Below are 25,789 nucleotides of genomic sequence, written 5' to 3' on the forward strand. Positions count from 1 at the left end.
CACCGTGGCAATCGGCCGATCACCACAGAGCAGTTCGCAGACGCCCGACCAGGGCGCCGCGCGCCGACCCTCGCGTGCCCGGGGCATCCCGGAGGCGACCGTCGCCCGCCTTCCCCTCTACCTGCGGGCCCTCACCGCGCTCTCCGAGCGCTCGGTGCCGACCGTCTCCTCCGAGGAGCTGGCCGCCGCGGCCGGCGTGAACTCGGCGAAGCTGCGCAAGGACTTCTCCTACCTCGGCTCCTACGGCACCCGCGGCGTCGGCTACGACGTCGAGTACCTCGTCTACCAGATCTCCCGCGAGCTCGGCCTGACCCAGGACTGGCCGGTCGTCATCGTCGGCATCGGGAACCTCGGCCACGCGCTCGCCAACTACGGCGGGTTCGCCTCCCGCGGCTTCCGGGTGGCCGCCCTGTTGGACGCCGACCCCAACGTGGTCGGTTCCACCGCGGCCGGACTGCCGGTGCGGCACATGGACGAGCTGGAGTCGATCGTCGAGAGCCAGCACGTCTCCATCGGTGTGATCACCACCCCGCCGGGCGCCGCCCAGCAGGTCTGCGACCGGCTGGTCGAGGCGGGCGTCACGAGCATCCTGAACTTCGCCCCGACCGTGCTGGCCGTCCCGGACGGCGTGGACGTGCGCAAGGTGGACCTCTCCATCGAGCTGCAGATCCTCGCCTTCCACGAGCAGCGCAAGGCCGGCGAGGAGCCGGACGACCGCTCCGAGTCGGTGCTGGACCGCGCCCCCGGTCCGGTCCGGGCGGCCGCGGCCAAGCTGCGCCGCGCGGCCGGCGGCAGCGGCAAGGGCCGCGGCACCGCCGAGCCGGCGGCCAAGGACCCGGCGGAGCAGGCCAAGGACAAGTCCGCCAAGGGCGGCGACGGGGATCTCTCCGCGGTGATGCCCGCATGAACACCGAGAGCTGTGGGGGGCGGGCATGAGCCTTCTCGTCGTAGGGCTGAGCCATCGCACGGCCCCGGTCGGGGTGCTGGAGCGCGCCGCGCTGACGGGTGACGTACCGACCCGGCTGCTGCACGACGCGGCCGCCACCGCGACGGTCGGCGAGGCCGCGCTGCTGAACACCTGCAACCGGATCGAGCTGTACGCGGACGTGGACAAGTTCCACGCCGGCGTCGCCGAGCTGTCGCTGCTGCTGGCCCACCACAGCGGGGTGGACCTGGAGGAGCTGACCTCCCACCTGTACGTCCACTACGAGGACCGCGCCGTCCACCACCTCTTCTCGGTGGCCTGCGGCCTGGACTCGATGGTCGTCGGCGAGGGCCAGATCCTCGGCCAGCTGCGCGACGCGCTGGCCAAGGCCCAGGAGGAGCACACCGCCGGGCGCGGCCTGAACGAGCTGTTCCAGCAGGCCCTGCGGGTCGGCAAGCGCGCGCACAGCGAGACCGGCATCGACAAGGCCGGCCAGTCGCTGGTCACCTTCGGCCTGGAGCAGGTCGCGGCGGGCGCGGGCGAGATCGCCGGCAAGCGCGCGCTGGTGGTCGGCGCCGGCTCGATGAGCTCGCTGGCCGCCGCCACCCTGGTCCGCTCCGGCGTGACCGACCTGCTGATCGCCAACCGGACCCCGGCCCGCGCCGAGCGGCTGGTCGAGATCCTCGGCCCGGACGTGGCCGGTGTGCTGGACCTCGCCAAGGTGCCGGAGGCGCTCGCCGAGGTGGACCTGGTGATCTCCTGCACCGGCGCGGCCGGTGTGGTGATCAAGGCCGAGGACGTGGCCGCCGCGGTGGCCTCCCGCACCTCTCCCGAGCCGCTCGCCCTGCTCGACCTGGCCATGCCGCGCGATGTCGACCACGCCGTGCACGAGCTGCCCGGCGCCCTGCTGGTCGACCTGGAGAGCCTCTCCCACGCGCACGCCGCCAGCCCCGGCGCCGGCGACGTCGACCAGGTCACCCGGATCGTCTCCGACGAGGTGACCGCCTTCGGCGCCGCCCAGCGGGCCGCCCGGATCGCGCCGACCGTGGTCGCGCTGCGCTCGATGGCCTCCGACGTGGTCGCCGCCGAGCTCGGCCGGCTGGACTCCCGGCTGCCCGACCTGGACGAGCGCTCGCGCGCCGAGATCACCCAGACCGTCCGCCGCGTCGTCGACAAGCTGCTGCACGCCCCGACCGTCCGGGTGAAGCAGCTGGCCGCCGAGCCCGGTGGCGCCTCCTACGCGGAGGCGCTGCGCGAACTGTTCGACCTCGACCCGGCGGCTGTGCACGCCGTGTCGGGCACGCCCGTAGGCGGCGCGCCCCAGCCCTCGGCCGGGGGCGCCAGATGAACCGTCAGCCATCCCACGAGTACCACCGGGACGATCACCTCATGAATGGTCAACCGATCACGGAGCAGCCCTCGGCCACCGCGGCCCTGCGGCTCGGCACCCGGCGCAGCGCCCTCGCCATGGCGCAGTCGGGCATGGTGGCCCGCGAGGTGACCAGGGTCACCGGGCGCCCCGTCGAGCTGGTCGAGATCACCACCTACGGCGACACCTCGCGGGAGTCGCTGGCGCAGATCGGCGGCACCGGCGTGTTCGTCTCCGCGCTGCGCGACGCGCTGCTGGAGGGCCGGATCGACTTCGCCGTGCACTCGCTCAAGGACCTGCCCACCGCCGCCCCCGAAGGACTGGCGCTGGCCGCCGTCCCCGAGCGCGAGGACGTCCGGGACGCCCTGGTGGCGACCGAGGGCCTGGCCCTGGACGAGCTGGTGGAGAAGCTGGCCGGCGCCGGCCGCCCGGCCCGGATCGGCACCGGCTCGCCCCGCCGGATGGCGCAGCTGAACGCCTGGGCCAAGGCCCACGACGCCCGGCTGGAGACCGTCGCGATCCGCGGCAACGTGGACACCCGGATCGGCTTCGTGACCAGCGGCGAGCTGGACGCGGTGGTGCTGGCGACGGCGGGCCTGAACCGGCTCGGCCGCAGCGCCGAGATATCCCAGCACCTCGACACCGAGGTGATGGTCCCGGCCCCCGGCCAGGGTGCGCTCGCGATCGAGTGCGCCACCGCCGACACGGATCTGACGACCGCGCTCGCGGCCCTGGACCACGCCCCCACCCGGGTCGCCGTGGCCGCCGAGCGCGCCCTGCTGGCCACCCTGGAGGCCGGCTGCTCGGCACCGGTGGCCGCGCTGGCCACCTGGGGCCGGGAGAACGAACTGCGGCTGGACGGCGTGGTCGGCGACCCCGACGGAACCGCCCTGCTGAAGATGTCCGCCAACGGTCCGATCGTCCTCGACGAGACCGCCGAGCAGCAGGCGGCGGCCCTCGGCCGCGCGCTGGCTGACCGGCTGCTCGCCGCGGGCGCGGCCGCCCTGATGGGGGAGCGAGCCCGATGAGCAAGCGAAGCGAGCGAATCATGAAGAGGTGCGCGTTTCGCGAAGAGACCGCCGAGCGCAGCGAGGTGGGCGCATGAGCCCCACCACCGCCACCGACGCCCTGTTCCCGGCGGGACAGCCCGCCACCGGACGGTGCACCTTCCTGGGCGCGGGCCCCGGGGACCCGGGCCTGCTGACCCTGCGCGCGGTCGAGGTGCTGTCCACCGCCGACGTGCTCGTCGCCGACCCGCTGACCGCCGCCGCCGTGCGCAGCCACTGTCCGGCCGGCGTGCAGGTGCACGCCCCGGTCGCCGAGGGCACCGACTTCGACCTGGCCAAGCTGGTCTCCGAGGCCGTCCGCTCCGGCAAGCACGTGGTCCGCACCGTCGACGGAGACCCGGGCCTGGACGGCTGCGCCGCCGAGGAGATGCTCAGCTGCGCGGGCGACGGGATCCCGTTCGAGGTGATCCCGGGCGTCGCCCAGTCGGTCGGCGTCCCGGCGTACGCGGGTGTCCCGCTGCGCGCCGGTTCCGGCACCGACGTGCGTTTCGTGGACGGCGCCGCGCTGCTGGCCGGCGGCCCGGTGGACCTGGGCGTGCCGGAGACCACCCTGGTGGTCCGCACCACCCTGGGTCAGCTGCCCGCCACCGCGACCGCCCTGGTCGCGGGCGGCCGCAAGCCGGAGTCGGCGCTGAGCGCCACGCTCTCCGGCACCACCACCCGCCAGCGGACCTTCACCTCCACGCTGTCCGGCATCGCGGCCGACCTGAAGGCCGCCCGGGTGCTGCCCTCGCCGGTCTCCGCCCCGGTCGACCCGGCCACCTCGGTGATAGCCGTGGTGGGCGAGCAGGTCGCCCACCGGGCCTCGCACTCGTGGTTCGAGACCAAGCCGCTGTTCGGCTGGAACGTCCTGGTGCCGCGCACCAAGGAGCAGGCCACCGGTCTGTCCGAGCAGCTGCGCTCGTACGGCGCGGTGCCGCAGGAGGTGCCGACCATCGCGGTCGAGCCGCCGCGCACCCCGCAGCAGATGGAGCGGGCGATCAAGGGCCTGGTCACCGGCCGCTACGAGTGGATCGCCTTCACCTCGGTGAACGCGGTGCGCGCCGTCCGGGAGAAGTTCGAGGAGTACGGCCTGGACGCCCGCGCGTTCGCCGGGATCAAGGTCGCGGCGGTCGGCGAGACCACCGCGCAGGCCCTGGTGGACTTCGGTGTGAAGCCGGACCTGGTGCCCTCCGGCGAGCAGTCCGCGGCCGGGCTGCTGGAGGACTGGCCGCCGTACGACCCGGTCTTCGACCCGATCGACCGGGTGCTGCTGCCGCGCGCCGACATCGCCACCGAGACCCTGGTGGCCGGCCTGGTCGAGCTCGGCTGGGAGGTCGACGACGTGACGGCGTACCGGACGGTGCGCGCCTCGCCGCCGCCGGCCGAGACCCGTGAGGCGATCAAGGGCGGCGGTTTCGACGCGGTGCTGTTCACCTCGTCCTCGACCGTCCGGAACCTGGTCGGCATCGCGGGCAAGCCGCACAACGTGACCGTCATCGCCTGCATCGGCCCGGCCACCGCCAAGACCGCCGAGGAGCACGGCCTGCGGGTCGACGTGATGGCCCCGGCACCGTCGGCGGCCGCGCTGGCCCAGGCGCTGGCAGACTTCGGGGCCAAGCGCCGCGACACCGCGACGGCCGCCGGTGAGCCGGTCTACCGGCCCAGCGAGCGCCGTCCCGGCTCGCGCCGCAAGGCCCGCTGACACCCCTCGTGGCCGGGGGCGGCCGACCGTCGCCCCCGGCACTGCTCAACCGTTCGGAGAGAGAAGCCATGTCCGCTGAATTCCCGTACGTACGCCCGCGCCGGCTGCGCCGGAGCCCGGCGATGCGCCGTCTGGTGGCCGAGACCCGGCTGCACCCGGCGGAGCTGATCCTGCCGCTGTTCGTCCGCGAGGGCGTCAGCGAGCCCGTCCCGGTGAGTTCGATGCCGGGCGTGGTCCAGCACACCCGGGACACCCTGCGCAAGGCCGCGGTGGAGGCGGCCGAGGCGGGCCTGGGCGGACTCATGCTGTTCGGCGTCCCGGAGGTGCAGGACGCGGTCGGCAGCGAGGGCACCAACCCGGACGGCATCCTCCAGCAGGCGATCCGGGACGTGGTCTCCGAGGTCGGCGACTCGCTGGTGATCATGTCGGACCTCTGCCTGGACGAGTACACCGACCACGGCCACTGCGGCGTGCTGGCCGCCGACGGCAGCGTCGACAACGACGCCACCCTGGAGCGCTACGCCGAGATGGCCCGGGTGCAGGCCGACGCCGGCGTCCACCTGGTCGGTCCGTCCGGCATGATGGACGGCCAGATCGGCGTGATCCGGCGGGCGCTGGACGAGGCCGGGCACCAGGACGTGGGCATCCTCGCCTACACCGCCAAGTACGCCTCGGCCTTCTACGGCCCGTTCCGCGAGGCGGTCGGCTCCTCGCTCAAGGGCGACCGCAAGAGCTACCAGCAGGACCCGGCCAACGCCCGCGAGTCGCTGCGCGAGCTGGCGCAGGACATCGCCGAGGGCGCGGACATGGTGATGGTGAAGCCGGCCATGGCCTACCTGGACATCGTGCGCCAGGTCGCCGACGCCTCCCCGGTGCCGGTCTCCGCGTACCAGGTGTCCGGCGAGTACGCGATGGTCGAGGCGGCCGCCGCGAACGGCTGGATCGACCGGGAGCGGATGATCATGGAGACGCTCACCTCGATCCGCCGCGCGGGCGCCGAGCAGATCCTCACCTACTGGGCCCTGGACGCCGCCGCGATGCTGAAGTAGCGGCCCCCGGTACGGCGGAAGGCCGGGACGTCCCCCGCGGGGGACGTCCCGGCCTTCCGGGTTTCCGCTAGGTGCCCGCGCCTAGATGCCCACGTCGCCGGCGTGCGCGAAGCCCGCGCCGCCGCCGACCAGGTCGGTGGAGGTGGCGGCGCCGCCACCGAAGCCGCCGGCGGCGGTGTCCCCGGCGTGGGCGATGCCGAAGACCTCGCCGGCCACGAACGGCTGGTCGGCGGAGGCGACGAACTCGCCGCCGCCGGCCACGCCGACGTGGGCGAAGGCCGGGGTGGCGGCACCCGCGAGCGCCAGTGCGGCGGCGGCGGTCAGGGCGGCCTTGGCCAGCTTGCTCTTCATGGAACTGCCCTCTCTCTGGGAGCGCCCCCGCGGGCGCTCTGACACGTGATCACAACCGGCGGTCCTGATCGGCGATCCACGCGCCGACCGGCCCGCCGCTCACCCGTCCGGACCGCGCTGTGGCGCGGCCGGCCGGACACCTCGTCCGCACAGCCCGGAGGGCCCGGGGAGGTGTTCCTCCCCGGGCCCTCCGACCGTGCTGTGCCCCGTGATCAGCCGATCAGGTGCGAGACACCCGCGTCGCCCGTGGACTGGGTGTTCTGGCCGACGTTGCAGATCTGCTTCGGCTGGTTGTTCAGGACCGGGACCTCGATCGGCACCGCGATGCCGATGACGGCGGCGGCGACGTTGTGGATCTCCGGCAGGCAGATGTTCGGGTTGTCCAGAACGTGGTTGTTCGGGCTGCCGTTGCCGTAGGTGCCGGTGTGGTTGGTGCCGCCGTTGCCCTGGACGGAGGTGGCGGCGCCGTCCGAGTCGACGATGGCGGAGGCCGAGCCGGCGGACATCGCGAGCGCGGCGGCGGCCAGGCCGGCGGCGGCGAGGGACTTCTTGATCATTTCTGGTTTTCCTCTCGGGGTGAATCGGGGAGCGATTCGTGGGTGATTCGGAGGGTGGTGCAGGGCGAACGGAGCGACGACCCGATCAGCCGATCAGGTGGGACACGCCGCCGTCGCCCTGGCTCTGGGTGCCCTGGCCGACGGTGCAGTACTGCCTGCCGCCGTTGTTGGCGATCGGGACCTCGACCGGGACGGCCACGCCGAGCACGCCGACCGCGATGTTGTGGATCTCCGGCAGGCAGATGTTCGGGTTGTCCAGGAAGTGGAAGTTCGGGCTGTTGTTCCCGACCGTGCCCGTGAAGTTGGTGCCGCCGTTGCCCTCGATCGAGGCGGCGGCGCCGTCCGCGTCACCGATGGCGTAGGCGGGCGCGGCCGCACCGGCCAGCGCGGCGGCGGCCAGGCCGGCGGCGGCGAAGGACTTCTGGATCATGGCGAGATCCCTCTCTGAAATGCTCTTTGGATTCCGTGCGTACAACGCTGAGAACGCTCAGACCCGGTCTGCAGTCACTGACGTCCAGATCAAAGAACGACGGCACGGAAGGTTACGGGGATTTTTGAAAAGAGTCGCGGAGGCGCGACGGCGAAGGGAATCCGATCGGATTATTACTCCGAATCGGTTAACGGCCGCAATCCGCGCTCCCGGTCACTCGTTGAGCAGATCGCTTTCCGGCTGCGGCCCCCGCAGCCCTTCCCAGTGATCTCCAGTACGGACGGCAGAACGGTGAAAAGCATGAAGCTCTCCAAGCGGGCCGGCGCGATGCTGCTGGCGGTCGGTGCCGGTGTGCTCGCCTCCCAAGGAGCGGCCGGCGCCGCCGCCCCGATCGGCCCCGACCAGGTCGGCGCCCTGGAGGACGCGCTGGCCGGCCAGCAGGTCCCGGCGGACATCCCGCTCGCCCCGCTGGGCAGCCGCCTCACGGCCGGCATCCCGACCTCCCTGCTGATGCCGCCGGTGCCCGGCCCGACCACCAGCGCCGGCGGCGAGCTGATCCCGGAGGGGATCCTGCCCCAGCTGACCACCGGCAAGGTCGGCCCGAGCGCCAAGGCCGAGCTGCCGCTCCCGCTGCTCGACCAGAGCGCCGACCTCGGCAAGGTGCTGCTGGACGCCCCGGCCGCGCCGCTGCACGCCAAGACCCCCGGCCTCACCCTCGGCAAGCCGCTCTCGCTCGCCCGGGACGGCGCCGGCCAGCTCGCCGACGGCCGGCTGAAGGTGGACGAGATCGACCCGCGGCTGGTCTCCGGCGCGGTGCAGGTCGTGCCCGGGGCCAAGGCCAGCCTCGGCGGCGAGGACAGCCGGCTCTCCCTCACCGACACGGCGGGCGCCCTGGCCGGGACCACCACCGGGATGACCACCGGCGTGGTGCAGCAGACCGGCCTGACCGAGCTCACCCGGCTCTAGTCCGCCTCCGGTACCAGAGCCCGGCACCCCGGCCGCGCGGCGGGATGCCGGGCTCTCGTCGTGCCCGGGCGCTCAGCCCGGCAGGAGGCCGGTCAGCCCGCCGACCAGCGGGAGGTCCTTGACGCCGCCGCCCGCGCTCAGCGGGCCGGTCAGCGTCCCGGTGCCGACCTCGGGCAGGCCCTGGTCCGGCTGGAGGACCGCGCCGTTGTTGAGGAAGTCGGCGGAGGAGTTCGCCCACGGGTCCAGCCGCAGGCTCTTGATCGGCGCGATGCCGTAGCCGAGGCCGGTGGTCGTCCCGTTCAGGGCCTGGCCGACATCGGTCTTGGCCAGCGCGGTCGGGCCGGCCGGGGCCTCGCCCGGGGCGGTGGCGGCCTGCGCCGAACCGGCGCCGAGCAGCACCGCGGCACCCACGGCGGCGGCCAGTCCGGCCGCGCTCTTCTTCGAAACCATCGTGATCACCCTTCGGTGGATCGGGGGTCCCGGACGGCTGTCCGGGGACGCCGAACTGCCCCCCGGCCGGCTGGTCGGGGGGCAGGACGGCCGGAACACGTGCCGATCGGTGATCAGCAGTCCTCTTCGTGCTGCGGGGGCAGCTCCACGTTGGCGCAGGCGTTGCCGAAGGCCGGGTTCAGCAGGCCGACGATGTTGATGGAGTTGCCGCACAGGTTGATCGGGATGTCCAGCGGCACCTGGATCTGGTTGCCGGAGATGACACCGGGGGAGCCGGCGGCGACGCCCTCGGCGGTGGAGTTGGCGGCGGCGGAGCCCGCCACGCCCAGCACCAGGCCGGCAGCGGCGGCGGAGAGGACGGCGGCCTTCTTCATGTTCTGCATGGGGGGTTGATCTCCTCGATCACACACGGGGGGAGCGTGCCGCGCCCCGGCGCTGCGGGGTGCGGCACGGGCTCGGTGAAGCGGCGGTCGCCGGTGCGGCGACCGCGGGTTCAGCCGATGTTGGCGCACTCGTTGCCGAAGGCGGGGTTCAGCAGGGCGATGATGTCGATGGTGTTGCCGCACAGGTTGATCGGGATGTGGACCGGCACCTGGATCAGGTTGCCGGAGAGCACGCCCGGGGAACCGGCGGCCACGCCCTCGGCGCTCGAGCTGGCGACCGCACCGCCGGCGGCACCGAGCACCAGGCCGCTGGCGGCCAGGGACAGGACGGCGGCCTTCTTGAAGTTGCGCATGTCATTCCTCCGATTTCTTCCCGACGGAAGGGAAATGTCGGGGCCGGGTGAGCACGAATACTCACCCGCCGGCTTCAGGGATTGCCGTGATTGTCACTCGGTCGGCGCATATCCGCGTGTTCCGCCCGTGGCTCGGGCGTGGCCGCGACTGCCGGGTCGGGGTGCCTCGCGAAACGATTCCCGCACGGCCGGGAAAGGCGTCGGACAAAGGCGCGACCAGGTGGAATTCGGGTCTGGCGTTCCGGCACGGGTTGCCGGACGCCGGGTTCGGGAGGCCCGCCGCGTGGGGGCCGTGGAGACCGGGTTCCGTGAGGGAGAACGAGGCACCGCGCAGGGGGAAACGGTCCGACCCCCCGATCACCCGAATGCCCGGTCCGCGGTGCCGTTGCGCCGGATGGGTGACAGTGCCGGGAGCGTCGCAACCGGTCCGGTGAGGTCTCGTTCTAGATGTCGCACTCCCCGTGCATATCTGTCGAACAGTCAGGAGGCTCATATGAGCATCAAGAAGACCGCCGCCGTCGGCGCGGCCGTGGTGGGCATCGTGGCCACCGGCGCCGGTACCGCGATGGCCAGTGCCGGCGCCCAGGGTGTCGCCGCCGGTTCCCCCGGTGTCGTCTCGGGCAACCTGATCCAGGTCCCGGTGCACGTTCCGGTCAACGTCTGCGGCAACACCATCGACATCGTCGGCCTGCTGAACCCGGCGTTCGGCAACAAGTGCGCCAACGTGGGCTGAGCCCGCACCCGGTTCGGCCGGTGCGAGCCGCCGCTCCGCGCCTCCCTCCTGGGGCGCGGGGCGGCGGCTCTTTCGTGCGCCGGGAGTGTGTCGGGCCGTCAGGTCCCGGCGGTGTCACGAGTCTTGTTGTGTTACTTGTCAGTTCCTAGAATGCGAGACCTGCTCACCTTTCCTGCTCCTCTCTTGCTCCGCACCGCTCGGCTCCCCGCCAGGGCGGTCCCCCACCCCCGCAAGGAGTCGCGTGTGATCAGGTCACCACGGTCGGCGGCGCGGCGGACGCGTACGGGTGCGTCCCGGTGCGCCGCACTGCTCGCCACCGGAACCCTCCTCGCCACCCTCGGCCTGGCCGGCGCCCCCGCCGCCCTGGCCGACCCCGCCCCGGCCGCGCCCGCGGCCACCCGTCCGGCCGCGATCGTCGCCCTCGGCGACAGCGCCATCTCCGGGGAGGGCGCCGGCACCGACACCAACGACGGCTACTTCCCCGAGACGGACAGCCCCACCAACTACTGCCACCGCCACCCCAAGTCGGAGATCTTCGTCACCGACATCCCCGGGGTCACCCCGATCGACCTCGCCTGCTCCGGCGCCCAGACCGGCGACCTGGTCAGCGACCCGGAGCTGGCGAAGATCACCGGCCCCGGCAGCGGCGACTTCGGCGAGCCCAAGCAGGACGTCAAGCTGGCCGACACGGCGGCCAGGTACGACGTCAAGATGGTCGTCGTCACCATCGGCGCCAACGACGACTTCGACTTCAGCGGGGTCATGATGCACTGCCTGGCGCAGTACTTCCCGATCCCCAAGGACCAGGGCTGCCGGGACACCATCGGCAGCGACGAGATCCGCCGGCGCGCCAAGGGCGTCCAGCCCAAGGTGGTCGCCGCGCTCCAGAACATCCGTCAGACCATGCGCAGGGCCGGCTACGCCGACTCCTCGTACCAGCTGGTCTACCAGTCGTACTTCAACCCGATCACCCCGGACATCCGGCGCAACGACTACCTCGGCAAGATCGCCGACGGCTGCCCGGCCTTCCCCGAGGACCTCGCCTGGGGCCACAACTGGGTGGTGCCGACCTTCAGCGACGCGCTGCGCGGCGCGGCCGAGCAGGTGCCCGGCGTCCGCTACCTGGACCAGCGGCGGGTCGCCTTCGGGCACGAGGTCTGCGCGGAGTGGACGTCCTCCCCGTACGAGTACACCAACGGGGACGTCATCAACCTCTCCGAGTGGGTGCGCAACGGCTGCGACTCGCAGATCGGCATCCCCGGGCTGTGCACCAACATGGTCCGCCAGTCGTACCACCTGCGGGTGGCCGGCTACCACGCGGAGGGCGTCTGCCTCGGCCAGTTCTACGCCCGGCCCGAGCTGGCGCAGGCGTACTGCACGCTCAACCAGCAGAACGCCAACTCGATCCAGCCGCTCACGCCCGGACAGCCGTTCGGGGACGTCCCCGAGGACGGTGCCTGGTACCAGCTGACCAACGCCGCCGGCGGCAACGTGCTCGACCTCACCGGCGGCGGCAGCTACGGCGACTCCACCAACGGCCGGCCCGCGATCACCTATCCGGCCACCGGCGGGCTCAACCAGTCCTTCGTCCTGGAGGCCAAGGCCGGCGGCAGCTTCGAGCTCGACTTCAGCGGCAACCGGAACATGTGCCTGGACGCCAACGCCGCCTCCACCGCCCCCGGCACCCGGATCCAGCAGTGGGGCTGCAACGGCGGCGGCAACCAGCACTGGGTGTTCAAGCCGGCCGGCGACGGCCGCTACAAGATCGCCGACTCCCAGGACCTGACCAAGGTCCTGGCCACCGGCAGCAGCCTCGACGCCAAGGGCAACCCGTACGTCGAACTCGCCACCGACACCGGCGCCGCCAACCAGCTCTGGCAGCTCACCAAGCTCGGCATCGTCTACGTCCAGGGCTGATCCACCCCGCACGCTCCCAGGCCGTCGCCGCCCAGACCGGGCGGCGACGGCCGCGTTCTCCGGCGCGGTGTCCGCCGCCGGCACGGTGCCGGGCGGGGGCCGGGGGGCGCCAGGGACCGCCGGTTCGGGGCCGTGCCGTAGGCTCACGGGAAAATCGTTGCGCCGGAGCCGCGCGGACACGAGCGGGGCGGGGAGTACCCAGACCAGATGAGCACGGCATCGAGCACTGAGTCGTCCAGTACCCAGCCCGGAGCCCCGGGGGTGCCCGGGGAGGCGCCGGACCAGGCCCCCGAGCAACGGACCGGCCGCGCGCCCGGCCGGTTCGGGGCACTGGTGGACCGCTTCGGGCCCGCGGTGGGCGCCTACGCGGTGGTCAAGGCCATCGGCCTGACCGTCTTCATGCTGCTGCTCTCGCACACCGGCGACTACCTGAAGAAGCAGCCCGGCCGCGGCGGCGGCACCAACGCCTGGGACGTGCTGGGCAGCTGGGACGGCGTCTGGTACCAGCGGATCGCCGAGAACGGGTACGACCCGCAGCTGATCCCGCTGCACGGCTTCCCGCTGGCCACCTACTACGAGAACTCGGCGGCCTTCTTCCCGCTCTACCCCTGGCTGATGCGGCTGGTCGGCACGGTCACCGGGCTCGGCCCGTACGGCTCCGGGATCGTCGTCTCGGTGCTGGCCTCGCTGGTCGCCGCGGCCGGGATCTTCGCGGTCGCCGAGCGGCTCGGCGGCTTCCGGGCGGGCGTGATCGCGGCGGTGCTCTGGGGCCTGTTCCCGGGTTCCGGCGTGGAGTGGGCGGTCTACTCGGACTCGCTGTTCGTCGCGCTGTCCGCCTGGGCCTGCTACTGCGTGATGACCCGCCGCTGGCTCGCGGCCGGCCTGCTGGCGCTGGTGGCGGGCCTCAACCGGCCGACCGCCGCCGCGGTGATCGCCGCGGTCTCGATCGCTGCGCTGGTCGCGCTGGTCCGCCGCACCGACGGGGTGGCCCGCCCGCTGACCGCGATGCTGATCACCCCCTGGGGCATGATCGGCTACATCGCCTGGGTCGGCTGGAGGATGGGCGACTGGGGCGGCTACTTCAAGCTCCAGCAGGGAGCCTGGAACCGCTACTTCGACGGCGGCGCCTCCACCCTGCGCACGATCATGGACGTGATCACCGGCCACTGGGTGTTCTGGCAGTCCAACCCCGTCCCGGACCTGATCGCGATCGGCCTGCTGATCGCCCTGCCCGGGCTGCTGGTGCTGCTCTGGCGCGCCCGTCCGCCGCTGGTGCTGTGGGTCTACACCGCGCTCATCATGTTCACCGCGCTGAGCAGCAACCAGATCTTCGGCAACATCTCGCGCTACCTGCTGCCCGCCTTCCCGCTCTGCATCGGCCTGGCGTTGGTGCTGCGCCGGGTGCGGACCTCCTCGCTGGCCGGACTGCTGGCGATGCCGGTCCTCGCGGCGGGCTGGTACGGCGGCTATGCGCTGTTCGAGTTGGGCATCCCGTAGACCCGGCGGTGGTTGGCTACGGGATCATCCGGGAGCAGACGGGCCGTTGCTAACCTCGGACGCATGACGACGACCCCGCCGCCCGTGCGCCAGATCCGCGACATCTCCGGGCTGATGGACCACGCGAGCCACGTGCTGGCCACCCGGATGGCGGCCGCCTTCACCGAGCTGGGGATCACCCCGCGCGCCTACGGCGTGCTGTTCCACGCCCAGGAGGCCGAGCGCACCCAGATCCAGCTGGCCGAGCTGGCGGACCTGGACAAGACGACCATGGTGGTCACCGTCGACGAGCTGGAGAAGGCGGGCCTGGCCGAGCGACGCCCGTCCGCGACCGACCGGCGGGCCCGGATCGTCTCGGTCACCGAGGCGGGCGGGCTGGCCGTGCTGCGGGGCACCGCGATCGCCGACCGGGTGCACCGCGAACTGCTGGAGACGCTGCCGCAGCCCGAGCGCGAGGTGTTCGTCGCGGCCCTGACCCGCCTGGTGGACGGCCACCTCGCGGAGCCGGTCGAGGTCGAGCGCACCGTCCGCCGCGCCCGCCGCTCCCGGGGCTGACCGGACCGGGGAGCGGGAGCCGACGATCCGTCAACCCGCCACACCCCGGCCCGTGTTCGAACCTCGCACGGGGATCCGGCGTTACGGCCAGACCAGGCAGTACAGCTGGTGCCCGGCCTCGTGCAGCCGGTTGGCGAAGTCCTGCCACTCGTGCAGCATGCTGTAGATCACGAACGCGTCCCGCGGCCCGCGCCGGTCCGGCACGGTGGACCAGATGAAGGCGGCGGCGCCGAGCTCCGTCTCGTCGGCCTTGCGCAGCGGCTCGACGACGTTGTGGGGGAGCTGGACGACGGCGTAGTCGGGGTGCAGCACGACCAGCTCCAGCGGCGGAACCTGGTGCAGCGGCACGCCCTGGATGCCGGTGAGCACCATGGCGCTCATCGTCTCCGGCTTGATCTTGGTGGAGAGGTGGCCGGTGGGGGAGCCGCTGGTCTCCATCAGGTCGCCGAGCCGCCCCAGCGAGCCGAGCTCGCCGGCGTCGAGGCCGAGTCCGCCCGGGCCGAGGGCGGTGGGGACTCTGGCGGCGGTCGCGCGGTCCGGGGCTCCGAAGTACTTGTAGGTCACCCCCACGCGTCCCTCACCCCGCCTCTCACCGCCGCGACGACCACGACCCGTACCCGCTCCCGTACCCCCGCGTGCGGCCTCGGCGGGCCTGCGGGAGCCCCCCGCGGCCTCGTCGTAGCCGTCCTGCGCCTCGGACACTCGGACCATCCTCACCGGAATTCGCCGGAATCGACAGACCCCCGCACGTCCGGCGCCCACCGGACGTGCTCCTTACCCGTCATGCGCCGCCGTACCCACTCGCGGTACGCGGCAGTCCTCTCCACACCCCTGCACACAAACCGGAACGCCTGCGCACTCTGTGTACACAGTCTGACTGGTCCCCGGTCCGGTGCAGTCAGCGGCCCCTGCTGTACGGACAACCGTACAGACAACGGTGCCCGGATCATCGTTCCAGATGATCGGGTCGGACATGCAGAGCGTGAGGACACGATTTGAGACCATGTCTTTTGTGAGCTACCCCTACGAAGCCCCCCAGTCCCAGTCGCTGTTCGACCGCGCCTCCGTGGTGACGCCCGGCGGCGTCAACTCCCCGGTGCGCGCCTTCCGCGCGGTCGGCGGCACGCCGCGCTTCATGGTGTCCGGCACCGGCCCCTACCTCACCGACGCCGACGGCCGCGAGTACGTCGACCTGGTGTGCTCGTGGGGTCCGATGATCCTCGGCCACGCGCACCCCGCGGTGATCGACGCCGTCCAGCGGGCCGTCTCCCACGGCACCTCCTTCGGCACCCCCGGCCAGGGCGAGGTCGAGCTGGCCGAGGAGATCGTCGCCCGGGTCGCCCCGGTCGAGCAGGTCCGCCTGGTCTCCTCCGGCACCGAGGCCACCATGTCCGCGATCCGGCTGGCCCGCGGCTTCACCGGCCGGGCGAAGGTGGTCAAGTTCGCCGGCTGCTACCACGGTCACGTGGACGCGCTGCTGGCCGCCGCCGGTTCCGGCGTGGCCACCTTCGGCCTGCCGGACACCCCGGGCGTCACCGGCGCCCAGGCCGGCGACACCATCGTGCTCCCGTACAACGACCTGGCCGCCGTCGAGCGGGCCTTCGCCGCCCACCCGGGCGAGATCGCCTGCGTGATCACCGAGGCCTCGCCCGGCAACATGGGCGTCGTCCCGCCGCTGCCCGGCTTCAACGGCGGCCTGGCCCGGCTCTGCCGGGAGAACGGCGCGCTGTTCGTCTCCGACGAGGTGATGACCGGCTTCCGCGTCTCCAAGGCCGGCTGGTACGGCCTGGAGGCGGCGAACGAGGGCTGGGCGCCGGACCTGCTGACCTTCGGCAAGGTCATGGGCGGCGGCTTCCCGGCCGCGGCCTTCGGCGGCCGCGCGGACGTGATGGCGCACCTGGCCCCGGCGGGCCCGGTCTACCAGGCGGGCACCCTGTCCGGGAACCCGGTCGCCACCGCGGCCGGCCTGGCCCAGCTGCGCGGCTGCACCGACGAGGTGTACGCGACGGTGGACAAGGTCGCCGCCGAGATCTCCGGCCTGGTCGCCGACGCGCTCGCCAAGGAGGGCGTGGCGCACCGGCTGCAGACCGCCGGGAACATGTTCTCGGTGTTCTTCACCGAGGCCCCGGTCACGAACTACGACGAGGCCAGGACCCAGGAGGCGTACCGTTTCACCGCCTTCTTCCACGCGATGCTGGCCGAGGGCGTCTACCTGCCGCCGTCCGCCTTCGAGTCCTGGTTCGTCTCGGCGGCCCACGACGAGCGGGCGATCGAGCGGATCGCCGCCGCGCTGCCGGCCGCCGCGCGCGCCGCTGCCGCCGCCACGGCCTGACCCGTCGCGGCCCGAACCCGATTCCCAGGAGTAGTCGAGAAGTGAGCGCCAAAGTGATCACCGTCGTCCACGTGATGCGGCACGGCGAGGTGCACAACCCGGAGGGCGTCCTGTACGGGCGGCTGCCGGACTACCACCTGTCCGAGCTGGGCCGGAAGATGGCCGAGCGGGTCGCCGAGGACCTGGCCGGCCGGGACGTCACCCACGTGGTGGCCTCCCCGCTGGAGCGGGCCCAGGAGACCGCCGCGCCGATCGCCGAGGCGCACGGCCTGGACATCGCGGTGGACGGACGGCTGATCGAGGCGGAGAACGTCTTCGAGGGCAAGACCTTCGGGGTCGGCGACGGTTCGCTGCGCAACCCGGGCTACTGGAAGTACCTCACCAACCCGTTCAAGCCCTCCTGGGGCGAGCCGTACCTCGACCAGGCGGTGCGGATGATGGGCGCGATCGGGGCCGCCCGGGACGCCGCCCGCGGGCACGAGGCGGTCTGCGTCAGCCACCAGCTGCCGATCTGGACCCTCCGCTCCTTCGTGGAGCGCCGCCGGCTCTGGCACGACCCGCGCAACCGGCAGTGCTCGCTGGCCTCGCTGACCAGCTTCACCTTCGAGGGCGACCGGATCGTCTCGGTCGGCTACCGCGAGCCGGCCCGCGACCTGCTGCCCGCGCACCTGGTGGGCAAGGGCCGCAAGGGCGACAAGCCGGTGGGCAAGAGCTTCGGCGCCTAGCCCCGTAAGCGGCGTGTAAGTATGACTTCGGGTCACCCGGCGAACGCCGGGTGACCCGATTTCGTCGCAGGTCAGAGGGGGTGCGACGCGCAAGGCAGGACCCCGGCGAACCCGCCCGGAACTCCATGCGAAACTTTTCACATGTCTGCCATGACGCGCCGCCGTCCCCGTGTCGCCGCAGCAGCCGCCGCCACCGTCGCCGCCGCTGCGCTCGCCCTCACCGGCTGTTCCTCCTCGGGCTCGTCGGGTGGCGGCGAGGGCCAGGTCGGCTTCGTCACGGTCAAGGGCACCAACCTGTCGACGGCGGAGGCCGGCAAGCGCGGGGACGCGCCGGACATCTCCGGGGAGACGCTGGAGGGCACCGCGGCCAAGCTCTCCGACTACCGGGGCAAGGTCGTCGTGCTGAACGTCTGGGGCTCCTGGTGCGGTCCGTGCCGGGCCGAGGCCAAGAGCCTCCAGAACGTCTCGGAGAAGTACAAGGACCAGGGCGTCCAGTTCCTCGGCATCAACACCCGGGACACCGAGAAGCAGAACGCCGTCCGCTTCGAGCAGGAGCAGGGCGTCACCTACCCGAGCCTCTTCGACCCGGCCGGCACCCAGCTGCTCAAGTTCCCCAAGGGCAGCCTCAACCCGCAGTCCATCCCGACCACCCTGATCGTCGACCGGGACGGCAAGCTGGCCGCCCGCGCCGTCGGCGGCACCACCGAGGACGCGCTGGAGTCGATCCTCCAGCCGGTGGTCGCGGAGCAGAAGCAGTGAGCCTGCCGCTCCCTCACCTCGCCGACGCCACCTCGACCGTCCAGAGCGGCGCGCTGCTGGCCGCAGCCCCGGTCGCGCTGGTGGCGGGGCTGGCGTCGTTCTTCTCGCCGTGCGTGCTGCCGCTGGTCCCCGGCTACCTGTCGTACGTGACCGGTTTCTCCGCCGCCGACCTCGCGGACGCCCGCGGTTCGCGGCGCGGCCGGATGTTGCTCGGCGTGGTGCTGTTCATCCTCGGCTTCACCGCGGTGTTCGTCTCCACCGGAGCCCTGTTCGGCTACTTCGGCCAGGAGCTCCAGGACTACAAGCGGATCATCAGTATCGTGCTGGGCTCGCTCACCGTGGTGATGGGCCTGGCGTTCATGGGACTGGTGCCCGGGCTGAGCATGCGCGAGGTCCGCTCGCACCGCCGCCCGGCGGTCGGCCTGCTGGGCGCCCCGATGCTCGGCGTGGTCTTCGGCGTCGGCTGGACCCCGTGCATGGGCCCGACCCTGACCGCCGTCCAGAACCTGGCCCTCAACCAGGCCGACGCCCAGCGCGGCGCGCTGCTGACCACCTTCTACTGCCTGGGCCTCGGCGTACCGTTCATCCTGGCCGCGGTGGCCTTCCGCCGGGCGCTGGGCGCCTTCGGCTGGGTCAAGCGGCACTACCCGCTCGTCATGAGGATCGGCGGCGGCATGCTCGTCGCGGTCGGTCTGCTGCTCGTCACCGGGATCTGGGACTCGATGATGAGCCAGCTGCAGTCCTGGACCGCCGACTTCCAGATCGGAATCTGACCGTGAGCAACACCACGACCGAGACCGAGCAGCCCCCGGCGCCGGACGACGGCGCCGCCGAGCGGCTCAGCACCGCGCCGGTCGAGTCCGAAGGCCCGACCGGCATAGGGCCGTTCGGCTGGGCCCGCTGGATGTGGCGCCAGCTGACCTCGATGCGGGTCGCCCTGATCCTGCTCTTCCTGCTGTCGCTGGCCGCCATCCCCGGCTCGCTGATCCCGCAGAACGGGCAGAACCAGTTCAAGGTGCAGACCTGGAAGGCGCAGCACACCACGGTCGCGCCGATCTACGAGAAGCTCCAGCTCTTCGACGTCTACAGCTCGGTCTGGTTCTCCGCGATCTACATCCTGCTGTTCGTCTCACTGGCCGGCTGCATCGTCCCGCGCACCTGGCAGTTCGTCGGCGTGCTGCGCTCCCGGCCGCCGGCCGCCCCGCGCAACCTGACCCGGATGCCGGTGCACGCGGCCTGGCGCACCGAGGCGGACGCCGACCGGGTGAACGCCGCCGCGCACCGGCTGCTGCGCAAGCGCGGCTTCCGCGCCCACCTGTCCGGCGGCGCGGTGGCGGCCGAGAAGGGCTACCTGCGCGAGGTCGGCAACCTGCTGTTCCACCTGTCGCTGTTCGCGCTGCTCGGCGGCTTCGCCTGGTCCAGCCTGGCCGCCGGCACCGGCGGCAAGCTGATGGTCGAGGGCGAGGCCTACTCCAACACGATCACCCAGCTCGACGACTTCACCGGCACCCGGTTCTACGACAGCCAGGACCTGGACCCCTTCTACCTGAAGCTGGACGGCTTCACCTCGAAGTTCCAGGAGAAGGGCGACCAGATCGGCGCCGCCCGGCAGTTCACCGCGCACGTCGAGTACTCCGAGGGCGGTGACCCGTCCAAGCTGAAGAAGTCGACGATCGAGGTCAACCACCCGCTGGAGGTCGGCGGCAGCAAGGTCTACCTGATCGGCCACGGCTACGCCCCCGTGGTCACCCTCAGGAACGGCAAGGGCGACGTCGTCTACCAGGGCGCCGTCCCGTTCCTGCCGCAGGACGGCAACCTGACCTCCACCGGCGTGGTGAAGGCCTCCGACTACGGCGTGGGCCCCGACGGCAACAAGACCCAGATGGGCTTCTCCGGGTTCTTCCTGCCGACCGCCCCGCTGAGCTTCGAGGGCACCGGCCCCGTCTCGCTGTTCCCCGGTGACGCCGCCCCCGAACTGGTGCTGAACGCCTTCGCCGGCGACCTGGGCACCGACTCCGGCCTGCCGCAGAACGTCTACCAGCTCAACACCCGCAAGCTCACCCAGCTGATCCAGGACGGCCAGCCGGCCAAGGCCAGGCTCAAGCCGGGGGAGGGCTGGACCCTCCCCGACGGCTACGGCTCCGTCACCTTCGAGGGCTACAAGCAGTGGGCCAGCTTCAACATCACGCACCGCCCGGGCAACGAGATCGCCCTGGTCGGCGGCGTGCTGGCGATCCTCGGTCTGATCGGCTCGCTGTTCATCCAGCGCCGCCGGATCTGGGTGCGGGCGGTCGCCCTGCCGGGCGGCGGCACCCAGGTCGAGCTGGCCGGCCTGGCCCGCAGCGAGTCGGCGAAGATCGCCGAGGAGCTGGCTGAGCTCGCGGTCGACCTCCAGGACGACGCCCCGGCCTCCGAGGACGAGGACGACGCCACCGAAACGGACGTACCCGAGGAGACCGGGGCCCCCACCGCCCCGGACGCGTCCTCGGACCCCGCAGTCCCTGCCGACCAGAACTCCAAGGAGTAGACGGTGCAACTCGCCTCGGCGGTCGACCCACAGCTGGCCGACCTCTCCAACAAGCTGATCTATTCGGCGATGGTGGTCTACACGCTCGCCATGTTCGCCCACATGATCGAGTGGACCTTCGGCAGCAGGGGCGCCGTCGCCGTCCGCTCGAAGGAGCAGTCGGTCAGCCTGGCCGAGAGCGTGGCCGCCGCGGACACCAGGGCCGCCAAGAAGGTCACCGTCACGGTGGCGGGCGCCGGCGGCGGCACCACCACGCTCACCCGCACCGCGGTCGCGGGCGAGGGCGCGACGGTGGTCACCAGCGGGCGCGGCGCGGACGAGGAGGACGGCCCGGGTGCGGCCGGCACCAACGAGCGGGCCGACCTGGCCGGCCGGATCGCCGTCTCGCTCACCGTGCTCGGCGCGGCGCTGCACGCGGGCGGGATCGTCACCCGCGGCCTCTCGGTCTCGCGCTGGCCGTGGGGCAACATGTACGAGTTCTCCTGCGCCTTCGCGTTCGCCATGACGGCGGCGTACCTGGTGCTGCTCGCCTCGAAGAAGAACGTCCGCTGGCTCGGCCTGCCGGTCGTCCTCGCGGGTCTGCTGACCCTCGGCATCGCCACCACGGTGCTGTACACCGACTCCGAGCAGCTCGTCCCGGCACTGCACTCGCCGTGGCTGGCGATCCACGTGTCCACCGCGATCTTCTGCGGCGGCGCCTTCTACGCGGCGTTCATCGCGACGCTGCTGTACCTCGGCAAGGACTCCTTCGACAAGCGGATGGCGGCCGGCCTGACCACCGGTCCGCTGGGCACCTCGGCCTCGATCTGGCGCCGCCTGCCCGCCGCGTCGACCTTCGACAAGCTGTCCTACCGGATCAACGCCCTGGTCTTCCCGCTGTGGACCTTCACCATCATCGCGGGCGCGATCTGGGCCGAGGCGGCCTGGGGCAAGTACTGGGAGTGGGACCCGAAGGAGACCTGGTCGTTCATCACCTGGGTCGCCTACGCCTGCTACCTGCACGCCCGCGCCACGGCCGGCTGGAAGGGCCGCAAGGCCGCCTACCTGGCGCTGGCGGCGTTCGCCTGCTGGCTCTTCAACTACTACGGCGTGAACATCTTCGTCACCGGAAAGCACTCCTACGCGGGGATCTGACCGGGACACACGATCACCCACCGGCCCGGCTCTCTCCCACAGGTAGCCGGGCCGGGCTGGTCTCCCGGGTTTTGTCGGATCAGGGCGCGGTGTTGGGGTGCGTGCATCGCAAGGCGGAGGAGGGAGCCACTGCGGAGCATTGGCGACCGACGACAACGCGGCGAGGTGCGTGCCCCGGCGCCGCGGACCCGGCAAGGACCCGGGAGACCAGCCCTGGGTGCGACAGGGGTAGTGCGTGCCGGCCGCCGGTCGGTGCGAGAGGGAATTGAGGAGGAAATCGCGCAATGGAGTGCGACGAGGTCATGCTGACCGTCCGAATCACCGCCGCCGAGCGCATGCTGCTCCGCCGGCTCGCCCAGGGACACCGGAGCGACGTGTCCGAGGTGGTGTCCGACGCGTTGCTGGACATCATCCCCACGCTCAGCGCGCCGGGGGACGCCTACCGGCTGCTGGGGGCGCTGGCGATGCCCGCGCCGTGCGCCCTGACGGTCTGGCTGCCGACCCCGCTGGCCGATCTGCTGGTGCCGGGCGCGGCCCGGATCGCGCAGATCACCGACGTCCGGGTCGAGTCGGCCAGCGCCGCCCTGGGCGCGGCGCTGCGGCTGTGGCTGGCCCAGGACCCGGTCCGGCTGGCGACCAACCTCAGCGTGATGCACGCGGGCCGGCCGGCCGCGCTGGTGGCCGCCTGACGGGGACCGGCCGTGCGGCGGGGGCCGGCCGACCGGCGGGGATCAGCTCGCCAGCGGCAGCCGGGTGCCGCCGAGGCCCGGCGCGGCGGGGCGGCCGTCGTAGGCGTCCCGCCGGGCCGGCACCCTCGGGCCCTCGGCCGGCCCGTCCAGCGGCGCGGTGAGCAGCACGCACTCGGCCGCCGGCCGGCCGTCCTGGACCAGCTGGACCCGCACCGACAGCCGGCCGTCCGCCGGGGTCGGCGCGGCGGCCGGTTCGACGGCGGGCCCGGGTGCCGGCTCGGGGACGGCCCGGACGAAGCAGGGCCGGTCCAGCTCGATGTAGCGGTCGAAGGAGGTCACCAGCTCGACCGGGACCACCGGTACGGGGTGGCGCAGCCGCTGGGCGGCCTGCCGGGCGGCTTCCAGCACCAGCATGCCGGGCACGTGGTCCAGCTCGTGGTCGAACAGCACCGGGTGGGTGGCGTCGGCCCGCAGCAGCCAGGTGTCCGGGGCCAGGGTCGGGCCGAGCACCACGTCGGCGGGCTGCGCGCGGCCGACCAGCTCGGGTGCGGCGGGGGCGGGCAGCAGCGGTGGGGCGGTGCGCCGCGCGGGGCCGCGCAGCCGGGCGTACGAGGCGGGGGAGACCACCCGCAGCCGGCCGGTGCCGCGGCCGATCGGCCGGCCGTCCCGGGTGACGTCGACGCACACCCGCAGGGAGACCAGTTCGCCGTGCCGCATCCGGACGTCCTCGCAGCCGACGGTCAGCATCAGCGAGGCGGGGCCGGTGGTGACGGCCAGGCCCGGCAGCCCGGGGCCGTCGAGCGCGTAGGAGAGGTCCTCCATCACGAAGTGGTGGCCGCGCGGCACCCCGAACCCGGCGTGGCCGATCAGCAGTCCGGCCTGCCGGATCGTTTCGGCGAGCAGCACCGGGTCGTGGTAGCGGTCCCCGGGCAGCCGGTAGAAGCCGTGCAGCCGGGGCCACTGGGCGCCGAGCAGGAAGTCGTACGGGCCGGTGGCCTGCCAGCCGGTGAGGAACACCTCGGACACCGAGGCGCGGTGCACCAGGTGCCGGGAGACCGTCCGGTCGTGGAAGTCGTAGCCGGTCGCGGGGCCGTCGTGGAAGTCGAAGCCGCCACCGCTGCCCGGGCCGGGGTGGGCGTACGGGCCGTGCGGGTCCGGCTCTACGATCGATGGCATGACGGGCCCCCGCTTCAGGGTGTCGGTCGGAGCGGCCGCCATGGCCGTCCGAGCAAAACATACATACCACCCGGTTTGTGTTTGGCGACTGGGGTGCCCAGGCCGCACTCTCCGGCCCGATCACGCTACCCGCCCCGTGGGCTGGGGGAATGCCGGTTCAGGGGGTTCCGGACCATCGATGGGGGCTTGTCCCCGCTGGACGGCGGGGGCGAATCAGGCGCTAGATTAGATACCAACCATGCGGTTTCGGAAGGTTCCGTCCGCATGTGGGTGGCGTCCCCGCAGGGGCCGCGCCGACAGCAGCCGGGTGGGCGGGGATCGCGCCCGGCCGAGTCCGGAGGGGGCCAGTGGTCAAGCAGGAACGGGCTGGGCGGACCCGGCAGGCCGTACTGCTCGCCGCCGCGGAGACCTTCGCACGCGTGGGCTTCGAGGCCGCCAGCCTGGTCGACATCAGCCGGCGGGCCGGGGTGAGCAAGGGGGCCCTCTACTTCCACTTCGTGTCCAAGCAGGCCCTCGCCGACGGGGTGCGCCGCGCCTCCGGGCGGGAGGTCGGCTCGGCCGCGCTGCGCGCGCTGCGGGCCGACGGCCCGGCGCTCCAGGGTCTGATCGACTTCTCGCACGAGCTGGCCCGGATGCTGCGCGAGGACGTGGTGGTGCGGGCCGGTGTCCGGCTCGGACGGCCCGGGCCGCGCCGGGACGGCGCCCAGGAGGGGCCGGACGGCCGGCCCGTCCCGGTGGCCCCCGACGTCGCCTGGCGCAGCCTCACCGCCGTCGTCCAGCGGCTGCTGGACCGCGCCGCCGAGGCCGGCGAGCTGTGCCCCGGGGTGGACCGGCGGGCCGCCGCCGAACTGCTCACCGCGGCGGCGGCCGGCCAGGTGCTGCTCGCGGGCGAGGAGACCGACCGGCCCGGGCCGGAGGCCGTGACCCGGCTCTGGACGGCGGCGCTGCCGGCCCTGGTGGCGGCGGAGCGGCGGGCGGGCTACCGGGTCTGAACCGGGGCGGGCCCACCCCTGCGGCTCACGGTGCGCCCGGCTCGGGTGCGCCCGGCTCGGGACGTCGCCCGGCTCGGAACTGCCCGGCTCAGGTGCGCTCGGCGACGCTCAGCCGGGCGAGTGCGTGCGGCTGGACCAGCCCCGGCAGCAGCAGCGTCCACAGGTCGGACAACCGCTGGATCAGGTCCTGCCGGTCGGCCAGCACCTGGGAGCTCAGCTGGATGCCGGTGACGGCCCCGGTGATCACCCCGGCGGCCGCGGTCAGGTCGACGCCCGGGTGGAGGTCGCCGGCCTCCCGGGCGTGCTCCAGCAGCACGCGGACCGTGTCCATCCAGCCCTGGTAGGCCGCGAGCTGCGGCTGGGTGAAGCTGCCGTGCTCGATCGTCAGCCGGATGCTGCCGCGCACCAGCGGGTCGGTCTGGAGCGCGCGGGCGAAGGCGTACCCGAGGTCGATCAGGTTCTGCACCGCGCTGTCCGAGGCCGGGGTCCAGCCGGAGATGAAGACGCCCTGTCCCTCGATGACGGCGAGCGCCAGCTCCTCCTTGGAGCGGAAGTGGAAGTACAGCGCGCCCTTGGTGACACCGGCCCGGTCCAGGATCTCGGACATCGTGGCGGCGGCGTAGCCCCGCTCGTCGAACACCTCGGCCGCCGCGATGAGTACCGCCTGGCGGGTCGCCAGTGCGCGGGCCTGCCTGGCCATCGCAGCCTCCCTGGAGTGTTCTGGTCTCGGCAGCGGCCGATCCTACGGGGGCGGACGGGGCGGCGGACGCATACCGTCCGGTAGTAGGCATCCTACCGAGCCCTCCGCGGGCCCTTCCGGCCGCTGCCGACCGGGCGGGGGCGCCGGCGGTGCGGTACCGGGCGAACGCCGGACGGCCGGTCACCCGGGTGGGGTGACCGGCCGTCGGCTCGGGCCGTGGGCCGTCAGGCGGCCTGCTGCCAGCTGAACGGCGAGTAGTACGCCGGGCGGCGCTCCAGGCGCTGCCAGTTGGCGATCGGCTCGATCGGCGCGGTGGCGGCGGCCTGCTGCGCGGCGGCGGCGCGCGCGGCGAGGACGGCGGTCAGGGCGGCGAGTTCCTCGTCGGTGAGACTGCCGCGGACGATGCGGACGAGGGGTTCGGCGGAAGCGGTCATGTCCTGGTTTCTCCCCCGGTTGCTGTGGTCTGAGG

At 72.9% G+C, this 25,789-nt stretch carries 28 protein-coding genes; 18 read left to right on the forward strand and 10 right to left on the reverse strand.

What is annotated here, in order from left to right:
* Positions 1–4: 4 nt before the first annotated feature.
* The 5 genes from ACFWP2_RS03210 (at position 5) to hemB (ending at position 6,094) form a co-directional block, all read left to right on the forward strand.
* Positions 5–907 (forward strand): redox-sensing transcriptional repressor Rex, encoded by a 903-nt coding sequence (locus ACFWP2_RS03210; protein ID WP_380447746.1) that lies wholly within the window; start codon positions 5–7, stop codon positions 905–907.
* Positions 908–932: 25 nt separating this feature from the next.
* On the forward strand, positions 933–2,273 hold the full coding sequence (locus ACFWP2_RS03215) for a glutamyl-tRNA reductase (protein ID WP_380447748.1): 1,341 nt from the start codon (positions 933–935) through the stop codon (positions 2,271–2,273).
* Between the two features lie 41 nt (positions 2,274–2,314).
* On the forward strand, positions 2,315–3,322 hold the full coding sequence (gene hemC, locus ACFWP2_RS03220; protein ID WP_380447750.1) for a hydroxymethylbilane synthase: 1,008 nt from the start codon (positions 2,315–2,317) through the stop codon (positions 3,320–3,322).
* A gap of 73 nt (positions 3,323–3,395) precedes the next feature.
* Positions 3,396–5,045: a uroporphyrinogen-III synthase gene (locus tag ACFWP2_RS03225; RefSeq protein WP_380447752.1), complete on the forward strand. Its 1,650-nt coding sequence runs from the start codon at positions 3,396–3,398 to the stop codon at positions 5,043–5,045.
* Positions 5,046–5,113: 68 nt separating this feature from the next.
* On the forward strand, positions 5,114–6,094 hold the full coding sequence (hemB, locus tag ACFWP2_RS03230) for a porphobilinogen synthase (protein WP_380447754.1): 981 nt from the start codon (positions 5,114–5,116) through the stop codon (positions 6,092–6,094).
* Positions 6,095–6,175: 81 nt separating this feature from the next.
* On the opposite strand, the gene ACFWP2_RS03235 is transcribed toward hemB, so the two are convergent.
* From ACFWP2_RS03235 to ACFWP2_RS03245, 3 genes are all read right to left on the reverse strand, one after another.
* The gene (locus tag ACFWP2_RS03235) at positions 6,176–6,445 is read right to left on the reverse strand and encodes a hypothetical protein (protein ID WP_380447756.1); all 270 of its coding nucleotides are present in this window, start codon (positions 6,443–6,445) and stop codon (positions 6,176–6,178) included.
* A gap of 212 nt (positions 6,446–6,657) precedes the next feature.
* Positions 6,658–7,002: a rodlet layer protein gene (locus ACFWP2_RS03240; RefSeq protein WP_380447758.1), complete on the reverse strand. Its 345-nt coding sequence runs from the start codon at positions 7,000–7,002 to the stop codon at positions 6,658–6,660.
* Positions 7,003–7,087: 85 nt separating this feature from the next.
* Positions 7,088–7,432, reverse strand: coding sequence for a rodlet layer protein (locus tag ACFWP2_RS03245; protein ID WP_380447760.1), 345 nt, complete (start codon positions 7,430–7,432; stop codon positions 7,088–7,090).
* 300 nt (positions 7,433–7,732) lie between these two features.
* Here ACFWP2_RS03245 and ACFWP2_RS03250 point away from each other — a divergent pair, with 300 nt between their 5' ends.
* Complete coding sequence (locus ACFWP2_RS03250; protein ID WP_380447762.1) at positions 7,733–8,398, forward strand: hypothetical protein; 666 nt, start codon at positions 7,733–7,735, stop codon at positions 8,396–8,398.
* A 72-nt stretch (positions 8,399–8,470) separates the two neighbouring features.
* Here the strand turns inward: ACFWP2_RS03250 and ACFWP2_RS03255 are convergent, their stop codons facing one another.
* From ACFWP2_RS03255 to ACFWP2_RS03265, 3 genes are all read right to left on the reverse strand, one after another.
* On the reverse strand, positions 8,471–8,848 hold the full coding sequence (locus ACFWP2_RS03255; protein ID WP_380447764.1) for a hypothetical protein: 378 nt from the start codon (positions 8,846–8,848) through the stop codon (positions 8,471–8,473).
* Between the two features lie 113 nt (positions 8,849–8,961).
* The gene (locus ACFWP2_RS03260) at positions 8,962–9,231 is read right to left on the reverse strand and encodes a chaplin (RefSeq protein WP_380447766.1); all 270 of its coding nucleotides are present in this window, start codon (positions 9,229–9,231) and stop codon (positions 8,962–8,964) included.
* A gap of 110 nt (positions 9,232–9,341) precedes the next feature.
* On the reverse strand, positions 9,342–9,584 hold the full coding sequence (locus ACFWP2_RS03265; RefSeq protein ID WP_380447768.1) for a chaplin: 243 nt from the start codon (positions 9,582–9,584) through the stop codon (positions 9,342–9,344).
* Positions 9,585–10,077: 493 nt separating this feature from the next.
* On the opposite strand from ACFWP2_RS03265, the gene ACFWP2_RS03270 reads away from it, so the two are divergent.
* The 4 genes from ACFWP2_RS03270 to ACFWP2_RS03285 all read left to right on the forward strand — a co-directional run bounded on the left by ACFWP2_RS03270 (position 10,078) and on the right by ACFWP2_RS03285 (position 14,286).
* Positions 10,078–10,317 carry a chaplin gene (locus tag ACFWP2_RS03270; protein ID WP_380447770.1) on the forward strand — a complete coding sequence of 80 codons (240 nt, stop codon included), beginning with the start codon at positions 10,078–10,080 and terminating at the stop codon, positions 10,315–10,317.
* Positions 10,318–10,560: 243 nt separating this feature from the next.
* Positions 10,561–12,234, forward strand: coding sequence for an RICIN domain-containing protein (locus ACFWP2_RS03275; RefSeq protein WP_380447772.1), 1,674 nt, complete (start codon positions 10,561–10,563; stop codon positions 12,232–12,234).
* A 207-nt stretch (positions 12,235–12,441) separates the two neighbouring features.
* On the forward strand, positions 12,442–13,731 hold the full coding sequence (locus ACFWP2_RS03280; RefSeq protein ID WP_380447774.1) for a hypothetical protein: 1,290 nt from the start codon (positions 12,442–12,444) through the stop codon (positions 13,729–13,731).
* 63 nt (positions 13,732–13,794) lie between these two features.
* The gene (locus tag ACFWP2_RS03285) at positions 13,795–14,286 is read left to right on the forward strand and encodes a MarR family winged helix-turn-helix transcriptional regulator (RefSeq protein ID WP_380447776.1); all 492 of its coding nucleotides are present in this window, start codon (positions 13,795–13,797) and stop codon (positions 14,284–14,286) included.
* An 81-nt stretch (positions 14,287–14,367) separates the two neighbouring features.
* Here the strand turns inward: ACFWP2_RS03285 and ACFWP2_RS03290 are convergent, their stop codons facing one another.
* On the reverse strand, positions 14,368–14,850 hold the full coding sequence (locus ACFWP2_RS03290) for a hypothetical protein (protein ID WP_078589103.1): 483 nt from the start codon (positions 14,848–14,850) through the stop codon (positions 14,368–14,370).
* Positions 14,851–15,289: 439 nt separating this feature from the next.
* On the opposite strand from ACFWP2_RS03290, the gene hemL reads away from it, so the two are divergent.
* The 7 genes from hemL to ACFWP2_RS03325 all read left to right on the forward strand — a co-directional run bounded on the left by hemL (position 15,290) and on the right by ACFWP2_RS03325 (position 22,452).
* Positions 15,290–16,618, forward strand: coding sequence for a glutamate-1-semialdehyde 2,1-aminomutase (gene hemL / locus ACFWP2_RS03295; RefSeq protein ID WP_380447778.1), 1,329 nt, complete (start codon positions 15,290–15,292; stop codon positions 16,616–16,618).
* 74 nt (positions 16,619–16,692) lie between these two features.
* Positions 16,693–17,343, forward strand: a complete 651-nt coding sequence (locus tag ACFWP2_RS03300; protein ID WP_380448202.1) for a histidine phosphatase family protein — start codon at positions 16,693–16,695, stop codon at positions 17,341–17,343.
* A gap of 141 nt (positions 17,344–17,484) precedes the next feature.
* Positions 17,485–18,102: a TlpA family protein disulfide reductase gene (locus tag ACFWP2_RS03305; protein ID WP_380447780.1), complete on the forward strand. Its 618-nt coding sequence runs from the start codon at positions 17,485–17,487 to the stop codon at positions 18,100–18,102.
* Positions 18,099–18,875: a cytochrome c biogenesis CcdA family protein gene (locus ACFWP2_RS03310; RefSeq protein ID WP_380447782.1), complete on the forward strand. Its 777-nt coding sequence runs from the start codon at positions 18,099–18,101 to the stop codon at positions 18,873–18,875. The genes ACFWP2_RS03305 and ACFWP2_RS03310 overlap by 4 nt, the downstream gene beginning before the upstream one ends.
* A gap of 2 nt (positions 18,876–18,877) precedes the next feature.
* The gene (locus tag ACFWP2_RS03315; protein ID WP_380447784.1) at positions 18,878–20,629 is read left to right on the forward strand and encodes a cytochrome c biogenesis protein ResB; all 1,752 of its coding nucleotides are present in this window, start codon (positions 18,878–18,880) and stop codon (positions 20,627–20,629) included.
* 3 nt (positions 20,630–20,632) lie between these two features.
* Positions 20,633–21,763: a c-type cytochrome biogenesis protein CcsB gene (gene ccsB / locus ACFWP2_RS03320; protein ID WP_380447786.1), complete on the forward strand. Its 1,131-nt coding sequence runs from the start codon at positions 20,633–20,635 to the stop codon at positions 21,761–21,763.
* 302 nt (positions 21,764–22,065) lie between these two features.
* Positions 22,066–22,452, forward strand: a complete 387-nt coding sequence (locus ACFWP2_RS03325; RefSeq protein ID WP_380447788.1) for a hypothetical protein — start codon at positions 22,066–22,068, stop codon at positions 22,450–22,452.
* 42 nt (positions 22,453–22,494) lie between these two features.
* On the opposite strand, the gene ACFWP2_RS03330 is transcribed toward ACFWP2_RS03325, so the two are convergent.
* A complete protein-coding gene (locus ACFWP2_RS03330; protein WP_380447790.1) occupies positions 22,495–23,628 on the reverse strand; it encodes a ScbA/BarX family gamma-butyrolactone biosynthesis protein in 1,134 nt (377 codons plus the stop codon).
* A 347-nt stretch (positions 23,629–23,975) separates the two neighbouring features.
* Between ACFWP2_RS03330 and ACFWP2_RS03335 the strand changes: the two genes are divergently transcribed.
* Positions 23,976–24,620: a ScbR family autoregulator-binding transcription factor gene (locus ACFWP2_RS03335; RefSeq protein ID WP_380447792.1), complete on the forward strand. Its 645-nt coding sequence runs from the start codon at positions 23,976–23,978 to the stop codon at positions 24,618–24,620.
* Between the two features lie 88 nt (positions 24,621–24,708).
* Here ACFWP2_RS03335 and ACFWP2_RS03340 read toward each other — a convergent pair whose 3' ends face one another.
* Both ACFWP2_RS03340 and ACFWP2_RS03345 read right to left on the reverse strand, forming a co-directional pair.
* Complete coding sequence (locus ACFWP2_RS03340; protein ID WP_380447794.1) at positions 24,709–25,320, reverse strand: ScbR family autoregulator-binding transcription factor; 612 nt, start codon at positions 25,318–25,320, stop codon at positions 24,709–24,711.
* A gap of 224 nt (positions 25,321–25,544) precedes the next feature.
* Positions 25,545–25,754: an acyl-CoA carboxylase epsilon subunit gene (locus ACFWP2_RS03345; RefSeq protein ID WP_360342592.1), complete on the reverse strand. Its 210-nt coding sequence runs from the start codon at positions 25,752–25,754 to the stop codon at positions 25,545–25,547.
* Between the last annotated feature and the right edge of the window lie 35 nt (positions 25,755–25,789).

It is taken from the genome of Kitasatospora sp. NPDC058444 (assembly GCF_042721415.1).
Lineage (GTDB): Bacteria > Actinomycetota > Actinomycetes > Streptomycetales > Streptomycetaceae > Kitasatospora.